Origin of the sequence: Sphingobacterium sp. N143 (genome assembly GCF_030325625.1) — a bacterium.
GTDB lineage: Bacteria > Bacteroidota > Bacteroidia > Sphingobacteriales > Sphingobacteriaceae > Sphingobacterium.
The window spans coordinates 648,512-672,415 of the sequence record NZ_JACAIS010000002.1 but is presented as its reverse complement, the minus strand read 5'-3'; the positions used below and the strand labels follow the sequence as shown (position 1 = coordinate 672,415).

The following is a 23,904-nucleotide window of genomic DNA, read 5'->3' as shown; positions in this document are numbered from 1 at the left end:
TTTTTTTTAAGGACAGATATTCCCTACCTTTGCAAAGAATGTAAATTGTAGTTGAAGAGTAAGATGCTTGGACTTAAGTTATTAACGGATCCGCGATGGGCAAATATCGCAGAAGGAAATTTGGAGGAAATTCTAACTGATCATGCGTGGTGTGAACAGAAAGCGGCATCGAATGCCATATCATTGATTACCAACAATTCGGAACACGAAGAATTGGTCCATGAATTGACGGCTATAGCTATTGAAGAAATGGAACATTTCAAGATGGTTATCGATATTATCAAAGAACGTGGTTATAAGCTTGGGCGTGAGCGGAAAGACGATTATGTCGGACAGCTCATGAAATTTTCTAAAAAAGATGGCAGTAGAAATATGGCCTTTATTGATCGCTTGCTTTTTGCAGCAATGATTGAAGCCCGTAGCTGTGAACGTTTTAGAGTGCTGTCACAGAATATTCAAGATAAGGAACTGGCAAAATTTTACTATGATCTTATGGTATCTGAGGCTAACCATTATACCACATTCTTGAACTTTGCCCGACAGTATAGCATAGATGTTGATGTGGACAAGCGTTGGAAAGAATGGTTGGATTTTGAAGGCAAATTGATTCAATCATATGGAAATAAAGAAGCCATTCATGGCTAATAGATTTTGTATCTACCTATTTTAAAACACATACATAACAGTTGTCCCGTTCTATTTCCTTAGAACGGGATTTTTTGTCGCTTAATTATTCTTATCTTTGTACCGTGGTTGAAAAAAGTAAAATAATAGATATCAGGAGTTTGTCTTTGGATCAGATCAAAGAGCAGCTCACGGCATTCGGGGAGCAGGGCTTTCGTGCAAAGCAGATTTATGAGTGGATTTGGGAAAAATCTTGTGTGGATTTTGATCAGATGAGCAATCTGAGCAAGACCTTACGTGAAAAACTGAAAGAGAATTTTACGATTAACGCTGTAAAAGTAAAGGAATCACAGATCAGCTCAGATAAGACCATCAAAAGTAGTTTTAGGCTATATGATGGTAATATCATCGAAGGAGTATTGATTCCAGCGCCAGAGCGAATGACTGCCTGTGTGAGCTCTCAAGTCGGCTGTAGTCTGACCTGTAAATTCTGTGCTACGGGCTATATGGATCGGAAACGTAATCTCAATGCTGATGAAATCTATGATCAGGTTGTATTAATTAGCAAACAAGCGGAGGAGAACTATGGCCAACCTTTGACAAATATCGTCTATATGGGTATGGGAGAACCTTTATTGAACTATGCTAATATGATGAAGTCTGTGGAGCGCATCACCGCGCCCGATGGCCTCAATATGGCTGCTAAACGAATTACTGTTTCGACTGCGGGTATTGCAAAAATGATCAAAAAATTGGGGGATGACCAAGTCCGTTTTAACTTGGCGCTTTCGTTGCATGCAGCCAATGATAAGAAGCGTAATGAGATCATGCCTATTAATGAGCAAAATTCCCTGAAAGCATTGGCCGAATCGTTGAAATACTTTTACGCTAAAACCAAGAATCCAATTACTTTCGAGTATATTGTATTCAATAATTTCAATGATGAATTGGAAGATGCTCAAGAGCTTGCCAAATTCTGCAAACATGTTCCTTGCAAGGTCAATCTAATTGAGTATAATCCGATAGCTCTTGCAGACTTTTTGAATGCAGAAGCAGATAAAATTGATGTTTTTGCCAATTATCTCAAAAGCCAGGGGATTATTACCAATGTAAGACGCAGCCGTGGAAAAGATATTGACGCAGCATGTGGTCAATTGGCTATTAAAGAAAAGAAAAAAGAAGGGTCGGAAGTGTAATTTGGGTATTTGTACCTATCTTTAAGGTAAGGTGAATTAATCAAATGAGCTCCGATTTACGTAGACTTTTTGACGATTTTGTATCTATATTTTTTCCAAAAGAATGTGGATGCTGCGGTTGCGTGTTAAAATATCAAGAACGCTGCATTTGTGTGGAATGTGATTTTCATCTACCTTATACAAATTTTCACGAATATTCAGATAATGATACTGCAAGGCAACTCTGGGGAAAAGTTCCTATCGAAGAAGCTTGTTCTTTTTTATTATTGCAGAAAGATAGTCGCGTGGAACACTTGATTTATCAAATTAAATATAATAAACAACCATTTCTGGCCGAGTATTTCGGTTATCAATACGGTTTGAAGCTTTTAGAGGCGGAGAAATATACAACCCTTGATTTGATTGTTCCTGTACCGTTACATGCTGGTAAACTTCGTAAAAGAGGGTATAATCAATCCAGCTATTTTGGCCGGGGAATTGCAAGGGCAATGCATATACCCTTGAGGGAGGACCTTTTGATCCGCAATAAATCAACCAGCAGCCAAACAGGTAAGGGACGGCTCGAACGGTATGAAAATGTCAGTGATATTTTTGCCTGCAATCCGGTCATGATACCGTATGGGACACATATTTTACTTGTTGATGATGTGCTGACAACTGGGGCAACGATCAGCTCGGCTGCCCTAGCCCTGCTGGAGTCATTTGATTGCCGGGTGTCTATTGCAACACTGGCACGAGCTTAAAATGAGCTAGCGGTAGTTAGAAGCTCATTTTAGTACCGCCTGTTGTTGACATAGTTTAAAAGATACGCAAATCCTGCCATGCCGATACCTACGGAATCCGCAAATAAGTCCCACCAATCGCCGCTGCGATAAGTGAAAATGTATAATTGGAGTAGTTCCGTTAATCCGGCAAATAAGAACCCCATGATCGTTACGACAAAAATAGGTATCCATTTTGTTGGCTTACCGCTAAATTGTTGGATGACACCATTGTACATGAGTGTGCAGAAAACAAAAAACATACCACAATGAACCAACTTGTCCATCCCTGGGTAAGCCGGAACTCCATCAAAATTATTGCCTGGGAGAGTGCACAAAATAATGACTATAATGGCCCAAATAAAACACCATTTATAGTCCAGTAGGATTTTGATCATGGGGATAAATATCCAAAAATTTATTGATAGAAAGGAAATGAATATAATTTAAAAAATTATTCACCTGATAATTAGATTGTTATGCTATATATTTTGTTTTATATGGTACTATGTATTGCATAGTACCATAAAATACATATATCTTTGTATTGTTATGATAGCTGAAAATACACAAATCCAAATGAGGAAGGGGATACTTGAATATTGTATCCTATCCATAATTTCTCGAGGAGAAATTTATGCCTCCGATATTATCAGCGAACTGAAGAAAGCTCAATTATTGGTTGTGGAAGGAACCTTATATCCGCTTTTAACACGTCTAAAAAATAATGGACTGTTGAGCTACATATGGAAGGAGTCTACTTCAGGTCCGCCTAGAAAATATTATGAAATTACCCAAGAAGGGCTTGAAGTCCTCTCAAGATTGGACGTTACCTGGAATGAACTGGTGTTTGCTGTAAACACTTCGTTGGTGGGTAGGAACAATGATTCAACTAAACCAGTTAAAGATAATAACGATGAATAAGACAATAATTATCAACATAAATAGTATCGTCTTCCATATTGAAGAAGATGCTTATGAGGTTCTGCGCTCGTACATGATTGATATAAAAAAGCATTTTGGTCAGTCAGAGGACAGCCGTGAGATCTTGGAGGATATTGAAAATCGTATCGCTGAGATGTTCACTGAAAAGATTCAGGCGGGTAGTAAGGAAGTATTGAACATGGAAGATGTCAATGCTGTTATTGATCAAATGGGAAGAGTGAGCGACTTTGAGTCTGAGAACCGGGAAGACTATACTTCTTTTCAGCATGAAACAAATCCAGATGACTTTAAGGTTGGGAAAAAGCTAATGCGAGATCCCGATGATAGGGTTTTTAGTGGAGTTTGTAGTGGTCTCGGTCATTTTTTTGGAATTGAGGCTAAATGGGTCAGATTACTTTTTGCGTTGTTTGTTGTGATCGGAGGATCAGGCATGTTGGTGTATGTGATCTTGTGGATTGTCATGCCGGTAGCTGTAACCAGAGCCGATAAAATGGAGATGCGTGGTGAAGCGCCCAATATTCATAATTTTAAGCGCTCATTTGACGAAGAAATGAGCGGTGTGAAGGAAACATTTTCTCGGGGGATTGATCGTACAGGTGATGGGATCGCCAAACTACTTCAAATAATTGTTAAAATAATTGGGGTATTTTTTGTCATTGTGGTTGGACTGACGCTCATCGGACTAATCATTGGATTGATTTTCTTTGCCTTAGCGATTGTGAATGTGATTCCAGATGTAATGGATGATTCAGGTCCTTTCTATTTAATGAATCCAAGTGATGTTCCTTTTGCTTTGATTGCTGGTTTCCTTTCTGTGTTTATTCCTTTTGCAGGATTGTTCTATTTGCTTTTGCGGGTGTTGTTTGAAAAGAAGCCCATGAATAATTACCTGACTACAACTTTATTTTTGATTTGGTTGGTATCTATTGGGGGAATTATCTACTATTCAACTTCAGTCGCGAAGGAATTTCGGGAATCCAGTACCATTGTGGAGGAGAAACCTTTGCAAAAGCAATCGATCTATTATTTGAATGAGAATGATGTTAGGGTCATACGGTTAAAAAATGGTGTGAAAAGTAGCCTTGGAATACGAAGCGAGAATTTTTCTTCTTATTTGAGACGTAATATTCATATTCGGATAGAACGTATCGACTCTTTACAAGAACCTTATGTACGATATGAGTATTCTGCTAAAGGAAATACCTACAAGTCAGCGACTGACCGGGCTGCTAAAATCAATTATGCTTTAAGACAGGATACCAGTTCATTGGTTTTTGATAATGCTTTCCAATTGAACGAAGGGGAACGCTACCGTGACCAAGAAGTAAATGTTACCCTGTTTTTGCCTGTTGGCACAAAGCTGCTTATCAATGATAATCTGGAAGATAAACTGCGTGATATCTCATTTTATGAATGCCGTGATCGTTATAATAAAGATTTAGGTGAGGTGAAAGAGGTTGAGTTTGTAGTGACCTCACTTGGGCTTAAATGTGCCCTGCCATCAAAAAAATCAAGTGATGACGAAGACCATGACGCAGATAGCAATGCGATTGCTATTAATGATACATCTATTGTCATCCGAAGAGATACGATCATTAATATTGCTAAAGACGGAGCTTCCGTTCAGATAAAAAAGAAATAACAACGAATGAAGTCTTCCGCCTCGAAAGGGCGGAAGACAAATTATACGAGCCAATACTTTTATAAACCGTCATGATCTGGAAAGAATGCTCCAGAAGGAGAGCATGATTTGATCATGACAGCTGTTGCCATTTAAAAACAATTATCCTAATGAAAAAATATTTTTACCTCTTGCTTTTGAATTTTTTGATCGTTTCCTGGGCTCAGGCACAGGTAAAGGTCAGCGGTAAAGTTCAGTCAGAAGATAACTTGCCCTTAGCACTAGCTACAGCATATCTGATGAAGGCCAACACTGCTATAATCTTAAAAGCTGCGGTGACCAATGAAGATGGGGAGTATGAATTTTCGGGGGTACATCCCGGAACTTACTCCATTGATATCAAAATGGTAGGCTATATATCAAGTAAAAGTGACTCTTTTACTATTGGTAAGGCTGATTATGAGGGAAAGGTGATACAGCTGAAAGCGGATAACAGAAAACTGCAGGAGGTTACTGTTGAAGGAAAACGTCCGATGGTCGAAAGTAAGCCGGGCAAGTTAATTCTGAATGTAGAAAATTCCCCGCTGGCTGCCGGCAATAATGCATTGGATATCGTGCAACGTGCGCCCGGTGTGAGCTTGGACAATAATAATAACCTGCAGTTGATGGGGCAGTCAGGCGTGTCGGTAACTATTGATGGAAGGCAGACTTATATGTCAGGTGAGCAGTTATTGAATTTTCTGAAAAGTACAGATGGAAACCAGATTAAATCCGTCGAAGTGATCACCAGCAGGTCCGCAAAAGATGATGCCGAGGGAGCTGTTGGAACGATTAATATTGTCCTTAAAAAGAACCGTATGGAAGGATTTAACGGTGCCGTTAACCTAACGGCAGGACGTGGTGAAAAATTCAGGGGAAACAGCTCTTTAGCATTAAATTATAAAAAGAATAACACAACAGTGTTTGGATCCTACGCATATTCTGATGAAAAAGCATACCGCAAGCTTTATTTGGACAGAGTAATTCAGAATGAAGGCTCAAAAACTTATTTCAATCAAAAGTCAATATTGGATGAAGAAGAACGGAATCATTCTTATCGTTTCGGGGTAGAACAAAAAACATCTCCAAGGAATACCTTGACGGTCCAATTTAATGGATCTAATAATACCGAATATAATGATAATGACAGTAAGACCAATATTGGGAAATCCTTTACGGCATTTGATTCGATTCTGGTTTCAACATCTGCTTTCAAAGAGCTGTTTGATCGTTATTCGGCTAACCTGAACAATGAGTTTAAAATAGACTCTAATGGACGGAAACTGACGTTGGATTTAGACTGGAGTAAATTTAAGAGCAGCAAACAGGTAAACTACCATAATCAATTTTATGATCTTGACATGCATGCAATTTCTCCAGAAGAAATCCAACGTAGTGGCATGCCGATCGGAATCGATATTTATGTCGCTAAATTGGATTATGAGCACCCTTTATCAAAGGTGTCAAAGCTTGAAATGGGGGCTAAATATTCCAATGTGAATTCAGATAATGACCTTACATTTGAAGACTTTTTAAATAACACCTGGACAAACAATGTGCAACGGACCAATCATTTTGTTTACAAGGAGCAGATCGCAGCCGGGTATTTAGATTATAATAATAGTATAGGGAAATGGGCGCTTAAAGCTGGCTTAAGAGGGGAATATACTTTTTCAGATGGTAATTCATTGACTTTGAATAAGCAGGTGAAACGTAGTTATTTTAAGTTGTTTCCAAACGCAAACTTAAGTTATTCGCTCAATGAGAATCATATGATCTCCTTAGGGTATGCTCGGAAAATCACACGACCTAATTATAGGCAATTGAATCCTTTTGACTACTTCATTGACAAGTTGACATTTGAGCGGGGAAATCCTTATTTGAATCCCCAATTTTCGAATGAATTTACATTGAGTTACACCATGCTTCAACGTTATAATGTAACACTTGGTATCAACGATGTTAAGGATGCGATTGTTGAGAGTATGGGCCAGGATTCGATCAAAAATCAGACTTGGGTGATACGGGAGAATTTAGGAAAAAACTTAACCGCTTATCTGAACCTTAATGTCCCTGTTTCGATAGGGAAAATCTGGAGCATGAACAATAACGTCACCGGAATTTATTTTAATTTTGATGGCATGATCGCAGGTTTTCCTGTGAACAGAAAATCCTTTCTTGTGCAGGCAACTTCTATGCATAACCTGAAACTGGGACAAAGTCTTTCTGCAAATGTAAATATCCGGTATTTCTCCCCGTTTAAATATAATGTGTATGATCTAAATGGCCGATGGGATATGGAAGTAGGGGCAACAAAAACGTTTAAAGATCAACGGAGCTCCTTAAAATTGGCTGTTAGTGACCTTTTTAATACGGGAAACCAGCATGTAACGACTAATTTTGGTTCTTTTGATTCCAAAATCAGGCAATATCAAGATCGTCGGGTTGTGCGACTAACTTACTCCTATAAATTTGGGAACTTAAAGAATAATTATCGTAAAAAAGATACCAGCAACGAGGAAAAGGAGCGGGCTCAGTAGCGAGCTGTTGCGCTTGCGTGAACCGTAAGGAAGCTATCCTTACGGTTTTTATTATTTAATCGTTTTTTATTAACTCCGTGGGAAGAATCTGTGTTTCAAATTCTGTAATTGGGTGCTTGGCTTCTATCAATTTAATGAGTAATTCAGTGGCAATTTTTCCCATTTCAAATGCAGGTTGACGGATTGCAGTGACCTTACTTGTAAATAAATCGACGACATTTGAATTTGTAAACCCAGCAATTGCAACTTCTTGCAGCTTAAAATTACTTCCCTGGACAATATGTAAGTATCCTGTAGTCAATTTGTCTCCAGAAATAAAAATAGCATCAAAATCTACCTGCACAAGCTCCTCAATGGATTTTTGGATTTCATCCAGGTGTAGACCGCCATATTGGCAATATTTGACCAAACGCGGGTCAAATTCAATATGATTGGCCATCAACGCTTTTTTGTAACCATCTAGTCGGTCCTTTGTTATGGACAGTGATTTTGAACTGGTCAAATGTGCTATCCGGTGTTTTCCCTGTTTGATCAAGTGCTGTGTGGCATCGTACGCACCTTGTTGGTTATTGACAATAACTTTGTAGGTGTCAAATTGCTGGGGAATCCGGTCAAAAAAAACAATAGGGAAGCCGCGGTCCTTTAATTTATGCAGATAGGATATATCCTCGGTTTCTGAAGACAGGGCGATCAACAGGCCATCTATCGACCTAGAGGTCATGTATTCCACGTTGAGGCGCTCTCTTTCGGAGGACTCGTGTGTCTGCGAAATGATGATCTGAAAATCCTTGTCATAAGCAATCGATTCTACCCCGTTGATGACCTGTGAAAAGAAATTATTAGCGATCTCACTAACGATAATACCAATAGAATGACTTCGACGTTCTTTCAGGCTTCTCGCTATAGGATTGGCCCGATAATTTATCTTCTCAGCATATTCCAATACAACCTTTTTCGTTTCAGGACTTATTTCATAACTATCTCTAAGAGCTCTTGAAATAGTTGATGTCGATAAATTAAGTGCTTTAGCAATGTCTTTGATTGTATAGTTTTCGAATTTCATAACCGGCAAATAGACTATAATATTAGTCAAAAAAAATTATAAAACCTAATTTTCGAGTTGTGCAAACGTTGCCGGCAACGTTTGCATAGCTTTTTTGTGCTTCTATATAAACAAATGAAATATCCTTTGTAAACTTGATGTATGATAACCAACTTAAAAATTTTTTCGGCCTATATGGCAATATTGAGTATTCTATTCGCTTTTAAATCACATGATCGGACGACGATTTATATCATAGGTGATTCGACTGCGGCGAATAAGCAAGAGCGAGTTTTTCCAGAAACCGGGTGGGGAATGGCTTTCGCAAAATTATTCAGTGCGGCGGTGAAAGTGGATAACCGGGCATTGAATGGGCGTAGTTCCAAATCCTTTAAACAGGACATTGGCAATAGCACGGATACGGTCGATCATTGGAAGCCTATCGTTGAAAATCTGGACGCCGGAGATTATGTCTTTATTGAATTTGGACACAATGATGAAAAAGTGGATAAACCCAATGTCGGTACTTCTTTAATGGAGTTTGAACAAAATTTAATTTTCTATATAACTGAAACACGGAAAAAAGGTGGGGTAGCTGTTCTTTTGACACCAATCGCCCGGCGGAAGTTCAAAAATGGAGTATTGATGAAAACGCATGGGGATTATCCCGACGTAACTAGAAAGGTTGCAAAAAATATGGATGTTCCTTTGATCGATATGGAAGAGGAGACCAATAAGCTTCTCACGAGCTACGGTGATGAAAAAAGTAAGGACCTATTTCTGTATGTCAAAAAAGGGGATCCGAATTATCCGGATGGGAAACAGGATGATACACATCTGAGTCCTATTGGAGCTGGCGCAGTAGCTGACTTGGTTGCCAAGGGAATCAAGGCTTTGAGACTTCCACTTAAAGCCGAGCTGATCGACAAGCAATGAATCCGTAAAAAAAACTGTTTGATGCGGTTTTTACCGCAACAAACAGTTTTTTAGGATATATATCTTCTTAGAAGATATATTTTGTGCTCAAGAAATTTGATTTATTCTCGCTTACGATCTCATTCAATAGTTTCTTGTTTTCATCGGTAAATTTTGTCGCTACCAACGAACGGATTGAGAAAGAGCGTAAAGCATCTACTACTGACAATGTTCCCTCGGCACTGTCTTTTCTTCCAGTGAATGGGAATGTATCTGGCCCCCGTTGACATTGACAGTTGATATTGACGCGGCTTACTTGGTTCACCAAAGGATCGATCAGAGAAGATACAACAGCCGCATTATTACTGAAGATACTCACTTGCTGGCCGTGTGATGAACCGATAAGGTACTCAATAGGTTCTTCGAGGTCATCAAAAGGTACGACTGGGATGACTGGACCAAATTGTTCTTCCCGGTAAAGTTTCATCTGTGAATTTACGGGATAAACAATGGCTGGATAGAAGAATGATTCCAGGGTTTGCCCACCATGCTCATTAATTACCTTGGCTCCATATGCCTTAGCATCTTCGATGCATTCTGTCAAATAAGCAGGTTTGTTGACTTCAGGAAGAGGTGTCAAAGAAACTCCTTTTTCCCAAGGCATACCGTATTTTAGTTTTGATACCTCTGCGGAAAGACGTTTTAGGAATTCCTGTGCAAGACTGCGGTGTACATAAATAATTTTTAAAGCTGTACAACGTTGGCCATTGAATGAAAGTGATCCTAAAACAGTTTCTGAAACTGCTAAATTTAAGTCTGCATCTTTCGTAATGATAGCTGCATTTTTAGCGTCCAAACCTAAGATTGCGCGCAAGCGGTTAACTTTGGGATGCAACTTTTTGAGTTCATCGGCAACACGGCTCGAGCCAATTAAGGTCAATACATTGATCTTTCCGGATTGCATCAAACTTGGAACAATCTTGTTTCCACGACCATATATTGTATTTACCACACCTTTCGGAAAGCTTGTTCTAAAAGCCTCCAATAAAGGGTAATGCAATAAAGTACCATGTTTTGGTGGTTTGAACAACATGGTATTTCCCATGATCAATGCCGGGATCAATGTTGTAAACGTTTCATTCAATGGGTAGTTAAAGGGCCCCATACATAAGACGACGCCAAGAGGAGATCTTCTGATTTGCGCAATAATTCCTTGTTCAACTTGAAAACGGGAGGAATCGCGATCGATATCTTTCAATGCGTCTATAGTCGCATAAATGTATTCTACTGTACGATCAAATTCTTTGACAGAATCAGCATAAGATTTGCCGATTTCCCACATGATAAGCTTGACAACAATGTCCTTTTTGGCAATCATCTTTTGTGTGAAATTTTCAACACAGGTAATCCGATCGGCAACACTCATTGTTGGCCATTCTCCACGTCCGTTGTCGTATGCTTTTACAGCAGCATCTAGAGCTTCTGTGGATTCTTTTTCAGTACAAACAGGGAAGCTACCAATGCGTTTTCGCTTCAAACCATCCTTTGTTTTCACACAAATTGGTGAGAATACTTCGTTTACCTGACCCGTCCAAGAAATCATTTCTCCATTAGACAGGAACTCTCTCTGGTCGACCTGCTCGTCGAGCGTAAATTCTGCGGGAATGTCTTTCTCCTCGTAGAAGATACCTTCTAAGTTTAAGCTCATTGTTTTAAAAATGGTTTAGATTGATATTTATAAAGATGTTGCTAATATACTACAAATTTTGCAATATTTGTTAATTTTTTATTAAAATAAGTTTAGGTACAAGCGCTTTCATTACGATCCATGCAATTAAGTAGGCGATGGCACAAAAGGAGAAAATAATAAAATAGCCTGCTTCTTCACCTTTAAATCCCATAAAATTCATTTGCGTTTCTTTGGCATAATCAAACAGCCAACCGGATGTTTTATTGATTACAAAAGCACCAAGGCCACCAGCAAGGCCACCAATTCCCGTCACAGTTGCTATAGAACGTTTTGGAAAAGAATCTCCCACGGTTGAAAAGATATTTGCTGACCAAGATTGGTGTGCAGCACCTGCAAAACCAATTAAAATGACTGGAATCCAATAGGAGATATGGCCAAGGGGCTGTGCAAATAGGACGACCAAGGGTACAAAAGCAAATAATAGCATGGCTTTCATACGGCCTTCATATGCATTCATCCCTTTTTTATCAACAAAATAGGTTGGCAGCCAACCGCCATATATGGATAACATCGTAATAGCATATAAAACAAATATAGCCAGTTGTCCTTCCGTATCTGAAGATTTAATATCATAGACGGAGGAAAGATAAGCCGGCATCCAGAACAAGAAAAACCACCAGACACCATCTGTCATGAATTTCCCAAAGGCAAACGCCCAGGTTTGCTTATAGCGCAAGCATTCAGATATTGTTGTTTTGGGAAGTTTTGTAGCTTCAGTTTGAGTGACCTGTGGTTCATGTTCATGGTCATCTTGATGGATATAAGCCAGTTCGGCAGCATTTACTTTCGGGTTTTCATGTGGTTTTTTGTAGAGAAAAATCCAGAATCCCATCCAAACGAAACCCAGGGCTCCAATAATAATAAAGGACATCTCCCAGCCCCAATGTGACGCGATGATAGGGATAGTCAATGGGGCGGCTAATGCCCCAATTGTTGCACCTGAATTGAAAATACTTGTTGCCAAGGCACGATCCTTTTTAGGAAAATATTCTGCTGTAGTCTTGATTGCCGCAGGAAAATTTCCGGCTTCGCCAACTGCTAAAATAAAGCGTGCGAAAATGAAAAGGTTAACGCTGACACTAATGATCAAACCGGCATTATTAACATGAGAAATAGCTTCTTTTGCTCCTTCAAAACCTACAAACCATTGTCCGGCAACAATACCTGAAGTTGCTATGCCACAAAATGCATGTAGTATGGCACCCACCGACCAGATTCCGATAGCCCATAAAAAACCTTTTTTAGTGTCTAGCCAGTCTACAAAACGACCTGCGAAAAGCATACTGACAGCATAAAAGATAGAAAATAGCGCCGTAATATTACCATAGTCTGTATTGGACCAATGAAATTCAGGAACGATAAAGTCTTTCCAGGTCAATGAAAGTACTTGACGGTCCAAATAGTTGATTGTCGTCGCAAAAAATAGGAGGGAACATATTACCCAACGGTAATTACCCTTTTTCTCTGTGTTAATCATAATGGGTTTAATCGTTTATTGTTATTGTTTATCGTGCTTTTGAAACGAATTCGAGTGCTAGTTTGGTGTTTTCGAATAAGTTGACTGTATTTTTTGGATCAATAAGCTTGCTCCCCATTCCGACGGCGCATACGCCAGATTTAAACCAAGCTTTTAGATTTTCCATTTCAATTTCTACACCTCCCGTAGGCATAAATTTCTGGTCTTTAAAAAGTTCTCGTATGGCGGACATAAATGCCGGCCCTAATATATTTGCAGGGAATAACTTAATCAATGCTGCATCTTGTTGCTGTGCTGTATAGATTTCTGTTGGAGTCATACAGCCAGGAATCCATAGTTTATCTTGCTGATGGACCAGTGCTCCGACTGCGGGGTTCACTAGTGGAGCTACGATGAAATCTGCACCAATTTGAAGAAATTTCTGCGCATCTTCAACAGATTTGATGGTACCAATTCCAAGATATAGATCCGGCATCTCCATATCTCTTGCCAAAACCAAGCTTTTGAAGACATCAAATGCCTCTGGTCCCCTGTTGGTAAATTCGAAGACACGTATGCCTGCTCGGTATAATGTGCGGAGAATGTCAATACTCTCCTCTTTATTGGAATGGAAAAACAAAGGGAGTGTTCCTTGTTCTATAATTTTTGCTAATACTTTATCTTTCAAACTCATGCTGTCATTCTATTTTTTATATCTTCCACTGTACTCGTTGTTGCATCACTGGCAATAAATAACTTATCAAAGGCTGCAAGGGTGGCAAATTCCAGGGTTTCCTTTGGTGAAAGGTTGGAGTACAGGCCATAAATCAGTCCTGCCATGAAACAATCGCCGCTCCCTACCTTATCCAAGATCTCCTCAGCAACATATTCTGTTGATTTGATTAAATTATCCTTGTCAAATAAGGTGGTATAATATGAAATACCTTTATTTTGATAGTCAAAGCGGAAAGTATTGGCCACATATTGACAAAGTGGATTTTTCGCAATAATTTCTCTACTTGTTTTTTCTGCCTGTTGTAGTAACTCTTCTTCTTGATATCCAGATGAATGGGTTAAGAATTGTTCGTCGATTTCTGTGCCCAGCATCATATGTGCAGCCCATATATTGCCCATGATCAGGTTGCAATGCGCCGCGATTTTGGGCATGATATCTCTGGGGGATTTGCCATATTTCCACAATTTTGCCCTATAATTAAGATCAAGGGAGACAAAGATCCCTTTTGCCTGTGCTTTTTGAACAGCCTGTAGGCAAAGTTCAGCAATGTCCTGGCTGATGGCTGGGCAAATTGCAGAGAAATGAAACCATTTGACATCATCAAAAATTATGTCCCAATCAATGTCCCCTACTTTAAGTTGTGCATAAGAGGTGTTGGCCCGATCGTAAATAACACCGGCATTTTTCAAGTCCTTTCCTTTGGGAAGGTAATAAATGCCTAATCTGTCCCCAGTCCATAGCATAGCTGAGGTGTCTATATTTTTCTGCTGTAAATATTGATCAATTCCCGTACAAATTGCGTTTTGCGGAATGGCCGACAAATAAGAAGAAGGTACATTCCATAAGGCCAATGCAGTGGCGACATTCAATTCTGCTCCGCCGACATAGAATGGCAACTGATGTTGCTGAACCCAATCTTGTTCTATATCAGGACAGATCCGCAACAACAACTCACCGAAACTTAATACTTTACCTTGCATTTTCATTAAAATTCGAAATATTCTTTTGCATTGTTATAACTGATATCTTGTATGATTTTCCCTACCCATTCGATATCATTTGGTATTTCACCATTTTCGATGTCCTGTCCAAAAATGTCGGCCACTAACCTTCGGAAATATTCATGTCTTGGGAAGGAGAGAAAGCTTCTCGAGTCTGTCAACATACCTACAAGCCGGCTGAGCAAACCCATATTTGACAAGGCATTGATCTGCTTGGTCATACCGTCTTTTTGATCCAGGAACCACCATGCCGAACCAAACTGAATCTTTCCTTTAATAGAACCATCATTGAAATTGCCGATCATCGTTGCGATAAGTTCATTATCTGCTGGGTTGAGATTATACAAAATTGTCTTGGTCAGCTTATCTTGGTTGTCTAATTTATTCAAAAATTTTGACAATGTACGTGCCTGGCTAAAATCGCCGATGGAATCCCAACCGGTATCGGGGCCATTGAGACGTAGCATGCGGGCATTATTATTGCGTAAAGCACCAAGATGGTATTGTTGCACCCAGCCCTTTTCATGATCCCACTCTGCAAAATAGATTAACATAGCTGATTTGAATTTCAGGCTTTCGGTGTAAGAAATTTCTTTATTGGTCCTAATCTTATCAAAGATTGCTGTGACCTCCTGTACAGTATAATCTTCAGCATAGATTTGTTCCAGTCCGTGATCAGATACTTTACATCCATTTGCGGCAAAGAAATCGTGTCTTGATTTGAGAGCTTTAAGATAGTCAGCGAAACTGCTGATTTGGCTATTGCTGACTTCTTCGAGTTTATCAATATATTGATTAAGTGCAGTAAGGTCATCCGAGTTCATCGCCTTATCAGGACGAAATGCTGGAAGCATCTGAAATGATTCTTTTTCTTTGGCAAATTGTTGGTGGTATTCCAGGCTATCAATGGGATCATCCGTGGTGCATACTACTTCCACATTCATCATTTTAAGCAATCCCCGGACCGAATGACTGTCCTGATTAAGTTTATTCCCCGTCTCAGCATATATTTTAGCAGCTGTTTTTGGTGACAGCAGATCTGTAATCCCAAAATAGCGCTGTAATTCGAGGTGTGTCCAGTGATAAAGGGGATTTCGTAAAGTATAAGGGACAGTCTCTGCCCATTTGAGGAATTTTTCTTCATCTGAGGCATCACCAGTGATATAGCGTTCCTGAACACCATTTGCGCGCATAGCACGCCATTTATAATGATCGCCATGAAGCCAAACCTGACTGATATTGTCAAATTTGACATCGTTTGCAATTTGTTCCGGAATCAAGTGATTATGGTAATCAATGATCGGCAAATGCTTTGAATAATTATGATACAGCTTTTCTGCTGTCTGCGTGCTCAATAAAAAATTGTCGTCTAAAAAAGTTTTCATAGTAATTACTAATTTTATAAGCTTACACCTCGTTTCCAAGGAATGAAATCGTCTTGGTTCAATAATACAGCCTTAGGGATAATCTCACCACTGGCTGCGCGGATACAATATTCTAATATATCTTCCCCCATTTCATGAATGGATTTTTCGCCATCAATAATAGGTCCAGTATTGATATCAATGATATCCGCCATTCGCTGTGCCAAAACATTATTTGTGGCAACTTTAATGACAGGACAAACAGGGTTGCCCGTTGGTGTACCGAGACCAGTAGTAAATAAGATAAGTGTTGCTCCTGCAGCCGCTTTACCTGTTGTTGCTTCTACATCATTGCCGGGTGTACATACAAGGTTGAGCCCTGGTTTTGTGGCCTCTTCAGTATAATCCAATACATCAACAACGGGTGAAGTTCCCCCTTTTTTGGCAGCACCATTACTTTTTATGGCATCGGTAATCAGACCATCACGAATATTTCCGGGCGATGGGTTCATATAAAAACCTGATCCAACAGCCTCAGCGGCACTGCTATAAGCCGTCATTAAGTCAATGAATTTATTTGCCGCCTGTGGATCTAATGTGCGGTCTATCAAATTCTGTTCGGCACCACATAATTCTGGGAATTCGGCCAACAGCACTTTCCCCCCCAAGGCAACGAGTAGATCTGCAGTATAGCCTACGGCTGGGTTGGCAGAAATACCACTGAAGCCATCACTTCCACCGCACTTTACCCCAAGGGTCAGTTTATTCAATGGTACAGGTACTCTTGAAAATTTATCGATTTGTGTGAGCCCAATGAAAGTTTGTAATATAGCTTCCTTGATCAGCAGCTCCTCACTTTTAGACTGTTGCTGTTCAAATACATATAAAGGTTTGTCAAAATCCGGATTTCGCAGTTTTATATCGTTGATTAAGTCCGTAAGCTGTAAGTTTTGACAGCCCAAACTTAATACTGTAACGCCAGCAACATTGGGGTGATCAGCATAGGCCGCTAACAGTTTACTTAATACTGCCGCGTCTTGACGGATGCCTCCACAACCACCCTGGTGATTTAAAAATTTGATGCCATCTACGTTCTTGAAAATGCGGTTACTCTGATCTGTGACACTATTTAATTGCGTCAGCGAAGAAGTGTCTAAGGCTTCTCCTTTTTCATAGGCTTTTAGCAACTGATGAGTGAAATTTTTGTACTTGTCGGTTACAGAGTAACCAAGCTCATTATACAACGCTTCTTTAATGACGTCCAGGTTGCGGTTCTCACAAAATACAGTAGGGATAAATAGCCAATAATTTGCAGTTCCTACGCGGCCATCTTTACGAAGATAACCATTGAATGTTCGGTTTTCAAATTTTGAGATATCCGGTTTTTCCCAGTGATAATGCGAAGGTCTGAAGTGATAAGGTTCGACGGCATGTTTTGTATTGTCGGTATTCATGATACTTCCCTCTGGAATATCAAACTGAGCTTTCCCCACAAGAACGCCATACATACGAATTTCATCACCAAATTGCATATCCTGCATAAAAAACTTATGTTTGGCAGGAATATCTTCTTGAAGAATGTAATGCTTTCCTTCGAAGGCAATTGCATCGCCTTTATTCAAATCTTGCAGTGCCACCAAGACATTGTCTTTCGGGTGGATTTTTAATACTTTATTTTTCATGCTCCAAAACTATTAGGGATTTGATTGTCCCATCTTGAATGATCTGATCTAATTTCTGGGCGACATCTTGTTCAAAGTTCGGGAATTTTGTTAAATCACAGCCCCATAAGCTGATATCTGAAAGTATAGTATGTACTACCGTATCAGGCTGTTGCCAGGCATTGTATAGTAGGGAAGCGGATTCGTCCTGAAGCTGGATTTCCCGTCCATCGATAGCCCTATAATAATTGCCCTCTTTTCGTTGTGATTTTAAGAAATAGAGATAAGCTGCAAATCCCAGGCTAAAAAACTGGGGAACCTCACTTGTCCTGGCATACCATTTTTCTAGCAAGGGAATATTGCGCATAGCCATTTTAGAAGTATAGTTCAAGGCGATCGATTCCCATTTATGTTCGAGATATGGATTAGCGAAACGGTCGATAACTTTTAATGAAAAATCATTGATATCTTTGGCGATAATCTGATCACTTAAGATTGACTGACCGATTTCCTCTTGCATCAATTTTTTTATAAAACGATTGAATGATGCATTTTGCATGGCTTCTTTTACGGTTTTGAACCCAGATAAAAGAGCGACAGCACAGCTCAAGGTATGTGTGCCATTGAGCAGCCGAAGTTTAATTTCTTTGTATTTTTCAATAGAGGGGACAAGCAGTACATTTGGATCGGCAAGTGCGAAAGATAGCCTTTGTCGTACACGGTCAGAAGACGTTTCTATTGCCCACAGGCGGAATGGCTCTGCCATGATCATCAGTTGATCCTCATAACCCAATAGTGCGGTTGTTTTTGCATAGTCGACTGGAGGTAGAGCTCCTGGTACGATGCGGTCAACCAAGGTGTTACAAAAATCATTGGCCATTGTTAGCCAGTCGATAAATGCTGTTGGAAGCCCGTTCAGCTTGGCCAGATCATAAACGATGGTTTGTAGTTTGCTACCATTGTCGGTAATTAGTTCTGTGGGAACCACTGTTAGACCTTTGCCTTGATCACCATTGAAATAGCTATATCGATGGTATAAAAAAGCTAAAAGTTTACCCGGGAAAGAAGCCGGAGGTGTATCATTGATACGGTCCTCACTCATGACGATGCCGACTTCTGTTGTATTGGAAAAAACGATTTCAAGGGCTGGGTTTTCAGCACTTTTCAATATTTCCCCCCAATGTTGACCTGCAGCAAAGACACGCGATATGGTATTGTTGATCTGATATGTTGAAACTTCATTTCCATCTTCCAGTCCTTTGATACATATGGTATACAGGCCATCCTGTTGATCAAAAGCATCCGCACCTGCAGAACTTGTGGATTTGACGACCAAGATCCTTCCATTGAATAAGTTCTGTTGATTAGCTTTATGAACAAAATAATCAGGAAGCCCACGTAGCAATACCCCTGTGCCAAATTGGAGGATCTTCTCGGGATATAGGTAGGACGCTTCCACTGGTTTGCTAACCAGATCAGAAGTAATTTTTTGTATGTTATTTTTTGTCAGTAGCATCGGATTGCTATTATTTACTATTATTGAATTTTATGTTGTTTTTTCCATGTTGGATATTCTTTTTGAATCAGCTGTTTAGGCCAATTACCAAACCAGGCATATCCATTTCTTCGCTCTGCCGAGATTTCATCCACATGATATTTGATGGAGTTGTCTCGATCCCCAAAGAGTGGCCTGTTGCTGTCAAGATGATAGAATCTGGCCCAAATAACTGAAGAGCTGTCAGCAATAAGCTTGCGTTCATTCTTTCCCGTTATTTCATTTTTTACCCGATCAAAGCGTGATCCTCGGATATCATTTTGTTTGAACCATTGTATTGCGCCTTCTATTGCTTGTTGGATTTTTGGGGTCACTGGTTGTTGCAAGAGAAAGCGCACTATGGCAACGGATTCACTTGTACTTAATGAAGCAGGCTCAAATTTTCTGGCCTGAGCTGGTGTCAATGTTTTTTCGTCGTATTGTGCAGCCCAGATACTTAGATGACCGTGTTGGATAACCTGGGTTTTTAAAATACAGTCTATTCCTTTTGCCACGGCTTTTTGAGCCCTTGCTCTATAAACATGGTCTACGGATTCAAATCCGTTCCGGGAGCGGGCAATATGGTCCATGACAAGTAGTGCATTGATCATCGCATGGTCGTTATACGTGACCTGTGCTCTATACAGCGATTTATTTGGATAATATTGCGGGAAGCCGCCATTGTCATACTGAGCAGAAAGAATATAATCTATTCCTCTTTCGGCTGCTTCCAGATAAGCTTGATGTTTCGTAATATGGAAGGCCTTGATCAAGCTGTTTATTTCTCGCGTCGTGGCGCCATTGTCAAGGGTGGCGTGATCGACGCCTGTTTCTTTGATTTTTTGCAGCAATTCCTTGTTCAGTGGCAATTGGTAATTTACCACACTGTGGTCTACGAGTTGCTTTGGCCAAGCCCCGTTAGGAAGTTGGTAAGCCAATATTTTATCAGCAAGCAAATCTTGGTTCGCCTGTGCTTGTGCAGGATAATTCCCCTGAAGTGTAGCCAAAAAGAAGACAATGGAATATGCTATTTTCATGACGTTCTTATTTGATGGCCTGCTTTAATAACCAATGTACTAAGTCATTTGCCGCACTGAAATTCTGGTATTCCTTTGGTAGTTTGCGGCCATCTGTATATTCGTTATACAACCATGGGTCCCCAATGGCAAAAATAGTTCCCCGACCATATTTTGCAGTTGCCATTATCGTGTCATTCTGATCCTTGATCAGCGCTTGTGCGGGTGATTTTACCTGCAGTGTTGAAATCTCCTTGACATATATTTTGGATGTATTTGGAAACACTGCATTTCCTCTAGGAATCAGGATTGCTCCAGTTTGAAATTCATTCCCTTTGACACGATTACGGCTGTCGTTGTTAAACGTAATGCCGAATTGCTGCGATAGTGTATTAAATTTACTTATTTCACAATTGCCATGGTCATTCAATAAGAGAACCAAGACGCCTCCACTTTGTACCCATTTGGCAATCTGTTTGGCATCTGTTTCATTCATGAAATTAGGCTGATTAGTTTCTTTTTCAGTGTCTGGGTCCACAATGATATAGACACTTGATTGTGCCAGATTCTGAACTGTAGGAGCAGTTTTTAATGTCGTTAAATTGCCCCCATTTTTCTCGAAGATCCTGCCGAGCAAAGAAAATCCATTATTGTCATCGCCATCCCAAAGATAATGGTATGGTTTAAGATCACCAGATGGTGTTTTTTTATATTCATTGTTATAATAATTGTCCAGCGTGACAGTATGTCTTTTTTTTCCTTTTTGCGCTTGCACAAACTCGGCTTCTGAGGCGGCAAGGATAAATGCACCTACTCCCTTAGGATCATTGGTAATAACGGGCTCGCTCATATAATAGTCAAAACTGCCATCACGGTACTTTTTACCGCCCAAGCCAGATACTTGTACCGTTTTATTGAGGTTCACCCGATCTTCTCCCGCAACAGAAATAAATTCCTTTACAAGTCCTTTGTAACCACGATCTAGATTCTTCTGGAATGTGGCTGGAATATATCCTTTGCGCAAAGATTTAGCCAATGCAAATACAAACATACTTGAAGCAGAGGATTCCAGGTAGTTACCTTTTCTTGTCCCCAGATCAACGATATCGTACCATACGCCACTTTTGGCATCCTGATAATTTACTACTGCCGTTAAAGTTCTATTTAAGATATCCAATAGTTCCTGTCTACGTGGATGATCAAGGGGGAAATAGTCCAATACATCTACTAATGCCATGGCATACCAGCCTATGCCTCTTGCCCAGAAATGAGGCGATAGGCCAGTTTTGGGATCTGACCAACGTTCTTTTCTGGATTCATCCCAACCATGGTATAGCAACCCGGTTTTTGTATCGCGAGCATTTTTTTCCATATAGACAAATTGGTTGGCGATATCATCAAAAGCCGCAGGAATATTCATTAAGCTTGCATATTCAGCATAGAAGGGCTGGCCCATATATAGGCCATCCAACCACATTTGATAGGGATAAATTTTCTTATGCCAGAAACCTCCTTCGTTGGTACGTGGATGCTTCTTTAACTGTTCGTACAATTGGTGGCATGCTTTAAGGTATTTTTCTTTTCCAGTCACTTTGTAAAGTGTCAGTAGCGTAGTCCCATTTTTGATATTGTCAATATTGAAGTCAGTAACATTATAGTTTTTGATGGAATCGGGAATGCTCAGATAAGCATCCATACGGGATTGCATATACTTAAAGTAATCGGAATTTCCAGTATTTCGCCACACATCGGTTAAACCCTCGAAAATTACCCCCATGTCATAGGACCATTTTGGGAATTTTTCAGTTCGGTTAAAAAGAGAATCGGGATACATTTTGTCAAGCACTGTCAGTGCCATCTGTTCAGAAAGAGGTTTCCGTTGTCCAAATCCGGAAAGTGGAACAAGAGCTGTTAAGCTTAAAAGAAATAAAAATAGCTTTCTCATCGTGTGTTTAATTTTTGATGGTTAGAGATTTGTCTGTACTTCCTTCTATAAACTGGCTGACTGCTTTTATTGCCTTTGTGCTGGATTTTGACAGCATAATATTATGGCTTTGTTGTCCTGCAATCTGGATGAGCAGCTCTGGTGCTGTGATGGATTGGATGTTTTCGAGCTTGATATCATTACTATTATATATATGAATCAATGGGTTGTTTTCTAATGTTTTTAAGGTGATATTTTTTAAGTTGACCTGTGAAGCTTCGATGATTTCGATACCTTTAGTAGCTTCTAAGGTTGCGTCCTCAATCAGGATATTTTGAATATGCATCTCCGGAAGACCACGGAAGAAAATTCCTTTGGAGGCTCCTTTAGCTTTGATATTTTTAATATGGAAGTTTTTGAATTGCGGTGTTTCTTCGGTAACAGGAAGAGTTACACGTTTCACCTTAGGTCTTTTCTCTCCAGACATGGGCACGGGATCTACTGCTGCATAGTACATATCGAATAGAATGGCTTCTCCGGGGATATCAATCATATTGATGTTATTGACAAATATATTTTCCACTACGCCACCACGCCCACGTGTTGTTTTGAAACGAAGTCCGATATCTGTTCCAATAAAAGAGCAATCATCTACCCAAATATTGCGGGCCCCGCCACTCATTTCGCTGCCAATGACGAATCCACCATGTGCATGATAGACGACGTTGTTGCGGATAATGACATTTTCCGTTGGCATACCGCGATCACGGCCGGCCTTATCACGGCCAGACTTAATGCAGATACCATCATCGCCGACATCAAATGTACAATCTTCGATGAGCACATTTTTACAAGATTCTACATCAACACCATCTCCGTTTTGTCCGTACCATGGGTTGCGTACCGAAAGCTTGCGCAATGTTAGATCTTCACACATCAACGGATGAATATTCCAGGCCGGAGAATTTTGTATGGTAACACCTTCCAGTAAAACTTTCTTGCAGTTGGTGAAAACAAGAAGGTTGGGGCGTAGAAAATCCTTGACGTTTTTGAAATCCTCAGCAGTGGTGCCTGGACGGATAACACCGGCTTTCTTTTCCTGTGCTCCTCTTAAGGAACTTTCAGAAGGATACCAAATATTACCCGTATCGTCTACTGTGCCACCAGAAGCAACAAGGTTCTGCCATTGGGATGCAGTCATTTTACTTTTTTTGACCATGCGCCATGCATCGCCGTTACCGTCGATAATGCCATTGCCGGTAATAGCGATGTTGTTAAGATTTTTACCGGATATTGGATTTTGATTGCGCCACGCAGGTTCTCCTTCCCAGTTGGACTCAACGAGTTTGTATTGGTTGAAATCGGTGGTGAAAAGTAAAACAGCATCCCGTTGGAGATGTAGATTGACATTGCTGTGCATCTCAATAGGGCCTGTTAACCAAAGTCCTGAGGGAATTAATACTACACCGCCGCCGTGTTCACTGCAGCTTTTGATAGCCCTATTGATTGGGGCCGTATTAAGGAATTGACCATCTCCTTTAGCGCCATGACCAATGATATTGAGTGTGTCATTTTTGAAAGAAACTTGTTGTACAACAGGGCGTGCAGGTTCTTGAGACATACAAAGATAGGGCAAGCTAAAAAGCAATCCAAAGATTGATTTTAATGAACGGCAATATTGCTTTCTTAATGAATTCATTTTTTGCATGTTGATTTAAAAATGGTTATTTGTAAAAGCAATTGTACATTCTTTGTTCTTAACTTTGATGAAAAACTTAT

General features: G+C 39.9%; 19 protein-coding genes. 7 read left to right on the top strand and 12 right to left on the bottom strand.

The features are described from left to right. The first annotated feature begins 63 nt into the window (after positions 1 to 63). The 3 genes from HX021_RS06360 to HX021_RS06350 all read left to right on the top strand — a co-directional run bounded on the left by HX021_RS06360 (position 64) and on the right by HX021_RS06350 (position 2,563). Positions 64 to 645, top strand: a complete 582-nt coding sequence (locus tag HX021_RS06360; RefSeq protein WP_353621021.1) for a MiaE family protein — start codon at positions 64 to 66, stop codon at positions 643 to 645. Positions 646 to 749: 104 nt separating this feature from the next. Further along, the gene (gene rlmN / locus HX021_RS06355; RefSeq protein ID WP_286589299.1) at positions 750 to 1,820 is read left to right on the top strand and encodes a dual-specificity RNA methyltransferase RlmN; all 1,071 of its coding nucleotides are present in this window, start codon (positions 750 to 752) and stop codon (positions 1,818 to 1,820) included. A 44-nt stretch (positions 1,821 to 1,864) separates the two neighbouring features. Further along, positions 1,865 to 2,563, top strand: a complete 699-nt coding sequence (locus HX021_RS06350; protein ID WP_286589298.1) for a ComF family protein — start codon at positions 1,865 to 1,867, stop codon at positions 2,561 to 2,563. Positions 2,564 to 2,592: 29 nt separating this feature from the next. On the opposite strand, the gene HX021_RS06345 is transcribed toward HX021_RS06350, so the two are convergent. Continuing rightward, positions 2,593 to 2,979: a VanZ family protein gene (locus tag HX021_RS06345; protein WP_286589297.1), complete on the bottom strand. Its 387-nt coding sequence runs from the start codon at positions 2,977 to 2,979 to the stop codon at positions 2,593 to 2,595. Positions 2,980 to 3,133: 154 nt separating this feature from the next. On the opposite strand from HX021_RS06345, the gene HX021_RS06340 reads away from it, so the two are divergent. From HX021_RS06340 to HX021_RS06330, 3 genes are all read left to right on the top strand, one after another. Next, a complete protein-coding gene (locus HX021_RS06340) occupies positions 3,134 to 3,505 on the top strand; it encodes a PadR family transcriptional regulator (RefSeq protein WP_046673104.1) in 372 nt (123 codons plus the stop codon). Further along, positions 3,498 to 5,168, top strand: coding sequence for a PspC domain-containing protein (locus HX021_RS06335; protein ID WP_286589291.1), 1,671 nt, complete (start codon positions 3,498 to 3,500; stop codon positions 5,166 to 5,168). Before HX021_RS06340 ends, HX021_RS06335 begins: the two co-directional genes overlap by 8 nt. Before the next feature lie 149 nt (positions 5,169 to 5,317). Further along, positions 5,318 to 7,726, top strand: coding sequence for a TonB-dependent receptor (locus tag HX021_RS06330; protein ID WP_286589290.1), 2,409 nt, complete (start codon positions 5,318 to 5,320; stop codon positions 7,724 to 7,726). 55 nt (positions 7,727 to 7,781) lie between these two features. On the opposite strand, the gene HX021_RS06325 is transcribed toward HX021_RS06330, so the two are convergent. Further along, positions 7,782 to 8,789, bottom strand: a complete 1,008-nt coding sequence (locus HX021_RS06325) for a LacI family DNA-binding transcriptional regulator (protein ID WP_286589288.1) — start codon at positions 8,787 to 8,789, stop codon at positions 7,782 to 7,784. Positions 8,790 to 8,930: 141 nt separating this feature from the next. Here HX021_RS06325 and HX021_RS06320 point away from each other — a divergent pair, with 141 nt between their 5' ends. Beyond that, positions 8,931 to 9,704 (top strand): rhamnogalacturonan acetylesterase, encoded by a 774-nt coding sequence (locus HX021_RS06320; RefSeq protein WP_286589287.1) that lies wholly within the window; start codon positions 8,931 to 8,933, stop codon positions 9,702 to 9,704. Positions 9,705 to 9,771: 67 nt separating this feature from the next. On the opposite strand, the gene HX021_RS06315 is transcribed toward HX021_RS06320, so the two are convergent. The 10 genes from HX021_RS06315 to HX021_RS06270 form a co-directional block, all read right to left on the bottom strand. Further along, positions 9,772 to 11,391 carry an NADP-dependent glyceraldehyde-3-phosphate dehydrogenase gene (locus HX021_RS06315; protein WP_286589286.1) on the bottom strand — a complete coding sequence of 540 codons (1,620 nt, stop codon included), beginning with the start codon at positions 11,389 to 11,391 and terminating at the stop codon, positions 9,772 to 9,774. A gap of 70 nt (positions 11,392 to 11,461) precedes the next feature. Then, a complete protein-coding gene (locus tag HX021_RS06310) occupies positions 11,462 to 12,910 on the bottom strand; it encodes an MFS transporter (RefSeq protein ID WP_502958995.1) in 1,449 nt (482 codons plus the stop codon). Between the two features lie 28 nt (positions 12,911 to 12,938). Then, entirely contained in the window at positions 12,939 to 13,583 is a 645-nt protein-coding gene (locus tag HX021_RS06305; RefSeq protein ID WP_286589284.1) for a bifunctional 4-hydroxy-2-oxoglutarate aldolase/2-dehydro-3-deoxy-phosphogluconate aldolase, read from the bottom strand. After that, the gene (locus tag HX021_RS06300) at positions 13,580 to 14,605 is read right to left on the bottom strand and encodes a sugar kinase (RefSeq protein WP_286589283.1); all 1,026 of its coding nucleotides are present in this window, start codon (positions 14,603 to 14,605) and stop codon (positions 13,580 to 13,582) included. The genes HX021_RS06305 and HX021_RS06300 overlap by 4 nt, the downstream gene beginning before the upstream one ends. A gap of 5 nt (positions 14,606 to 14,610) precedes the next feature. Further along, a complete protein-coding gene (gene uxaC, locus HX021_RS06295; protein ID WP_286589282.1) occupies positions 14,611 to 16,011 on the bottom strand; it encodes a glucuronate isomerase in 1,401 nt (466 codons plus the stop codon). A 14-nt stretch (positions 16,012 to 16,025) separates the two neighbouring features. Continuing rightward, entirely contained in the window at positions 16,026 to 17,672 is a 1,647-nt protein-coding gene (locus HX021_RS06290; RefSeq protein WP_286589280.1) for a UxaA family hydrolase, read from the bottom strand. After that, entirely contained in the window at positions 17,662 to 19,167 is a 1,506-nt protein-coding gene (locus HX021_RS06285; protein ID WP_286589278.1) for a tagaturonate reductase, read from the bottom strand. Before HX021_RS06285 ends, HX021_RS06290 begins: the two co-directional genes overlap by 11 nt. Before the next feature lie 20 nt (positions 19,168 to 19,187). Next, complete coding sequence (gene pelA / locus HX021_RS06280; protein WP_286589277.1) at positions 19,188 to 20,222, bottom strand: pectate lyase; 1,035 nt, start codon at positions 20,220 to 20,222, stop codon at positions 19,188 to 19,190. 7 nt (positions 20,223 to 20,229) lie between these two features. Continuing rightward, the gene (locus tag HX021_RS06275; RefSeq protein WP_286589275.1) at positions 20,230 to 22,146 is read right to left on the bottom strand and encodes a glycoside hydrolase family 88/105 protein; all 1,917 of its coding nucleotides are present in this window, start codon (positions 22,144 to 22,146) and stop codon (positions 20,230 to 20,232) included. 7 nt (positions 22,147 to 22,153) lie between these two features. Beyond that, a complete protein-coding gene (locus HX021_RS06270; RefSeq protein WP_286589273.1) occupies positions 22,154 to 23,824 on the bottom strand; it encodes a glycoside hydrolase family 28 protein in 1,671 nt (556 codons plus the stop codon). Between the last annotated feature and the right edge of the window lie 80 nt (positions 23,825 to 23,904).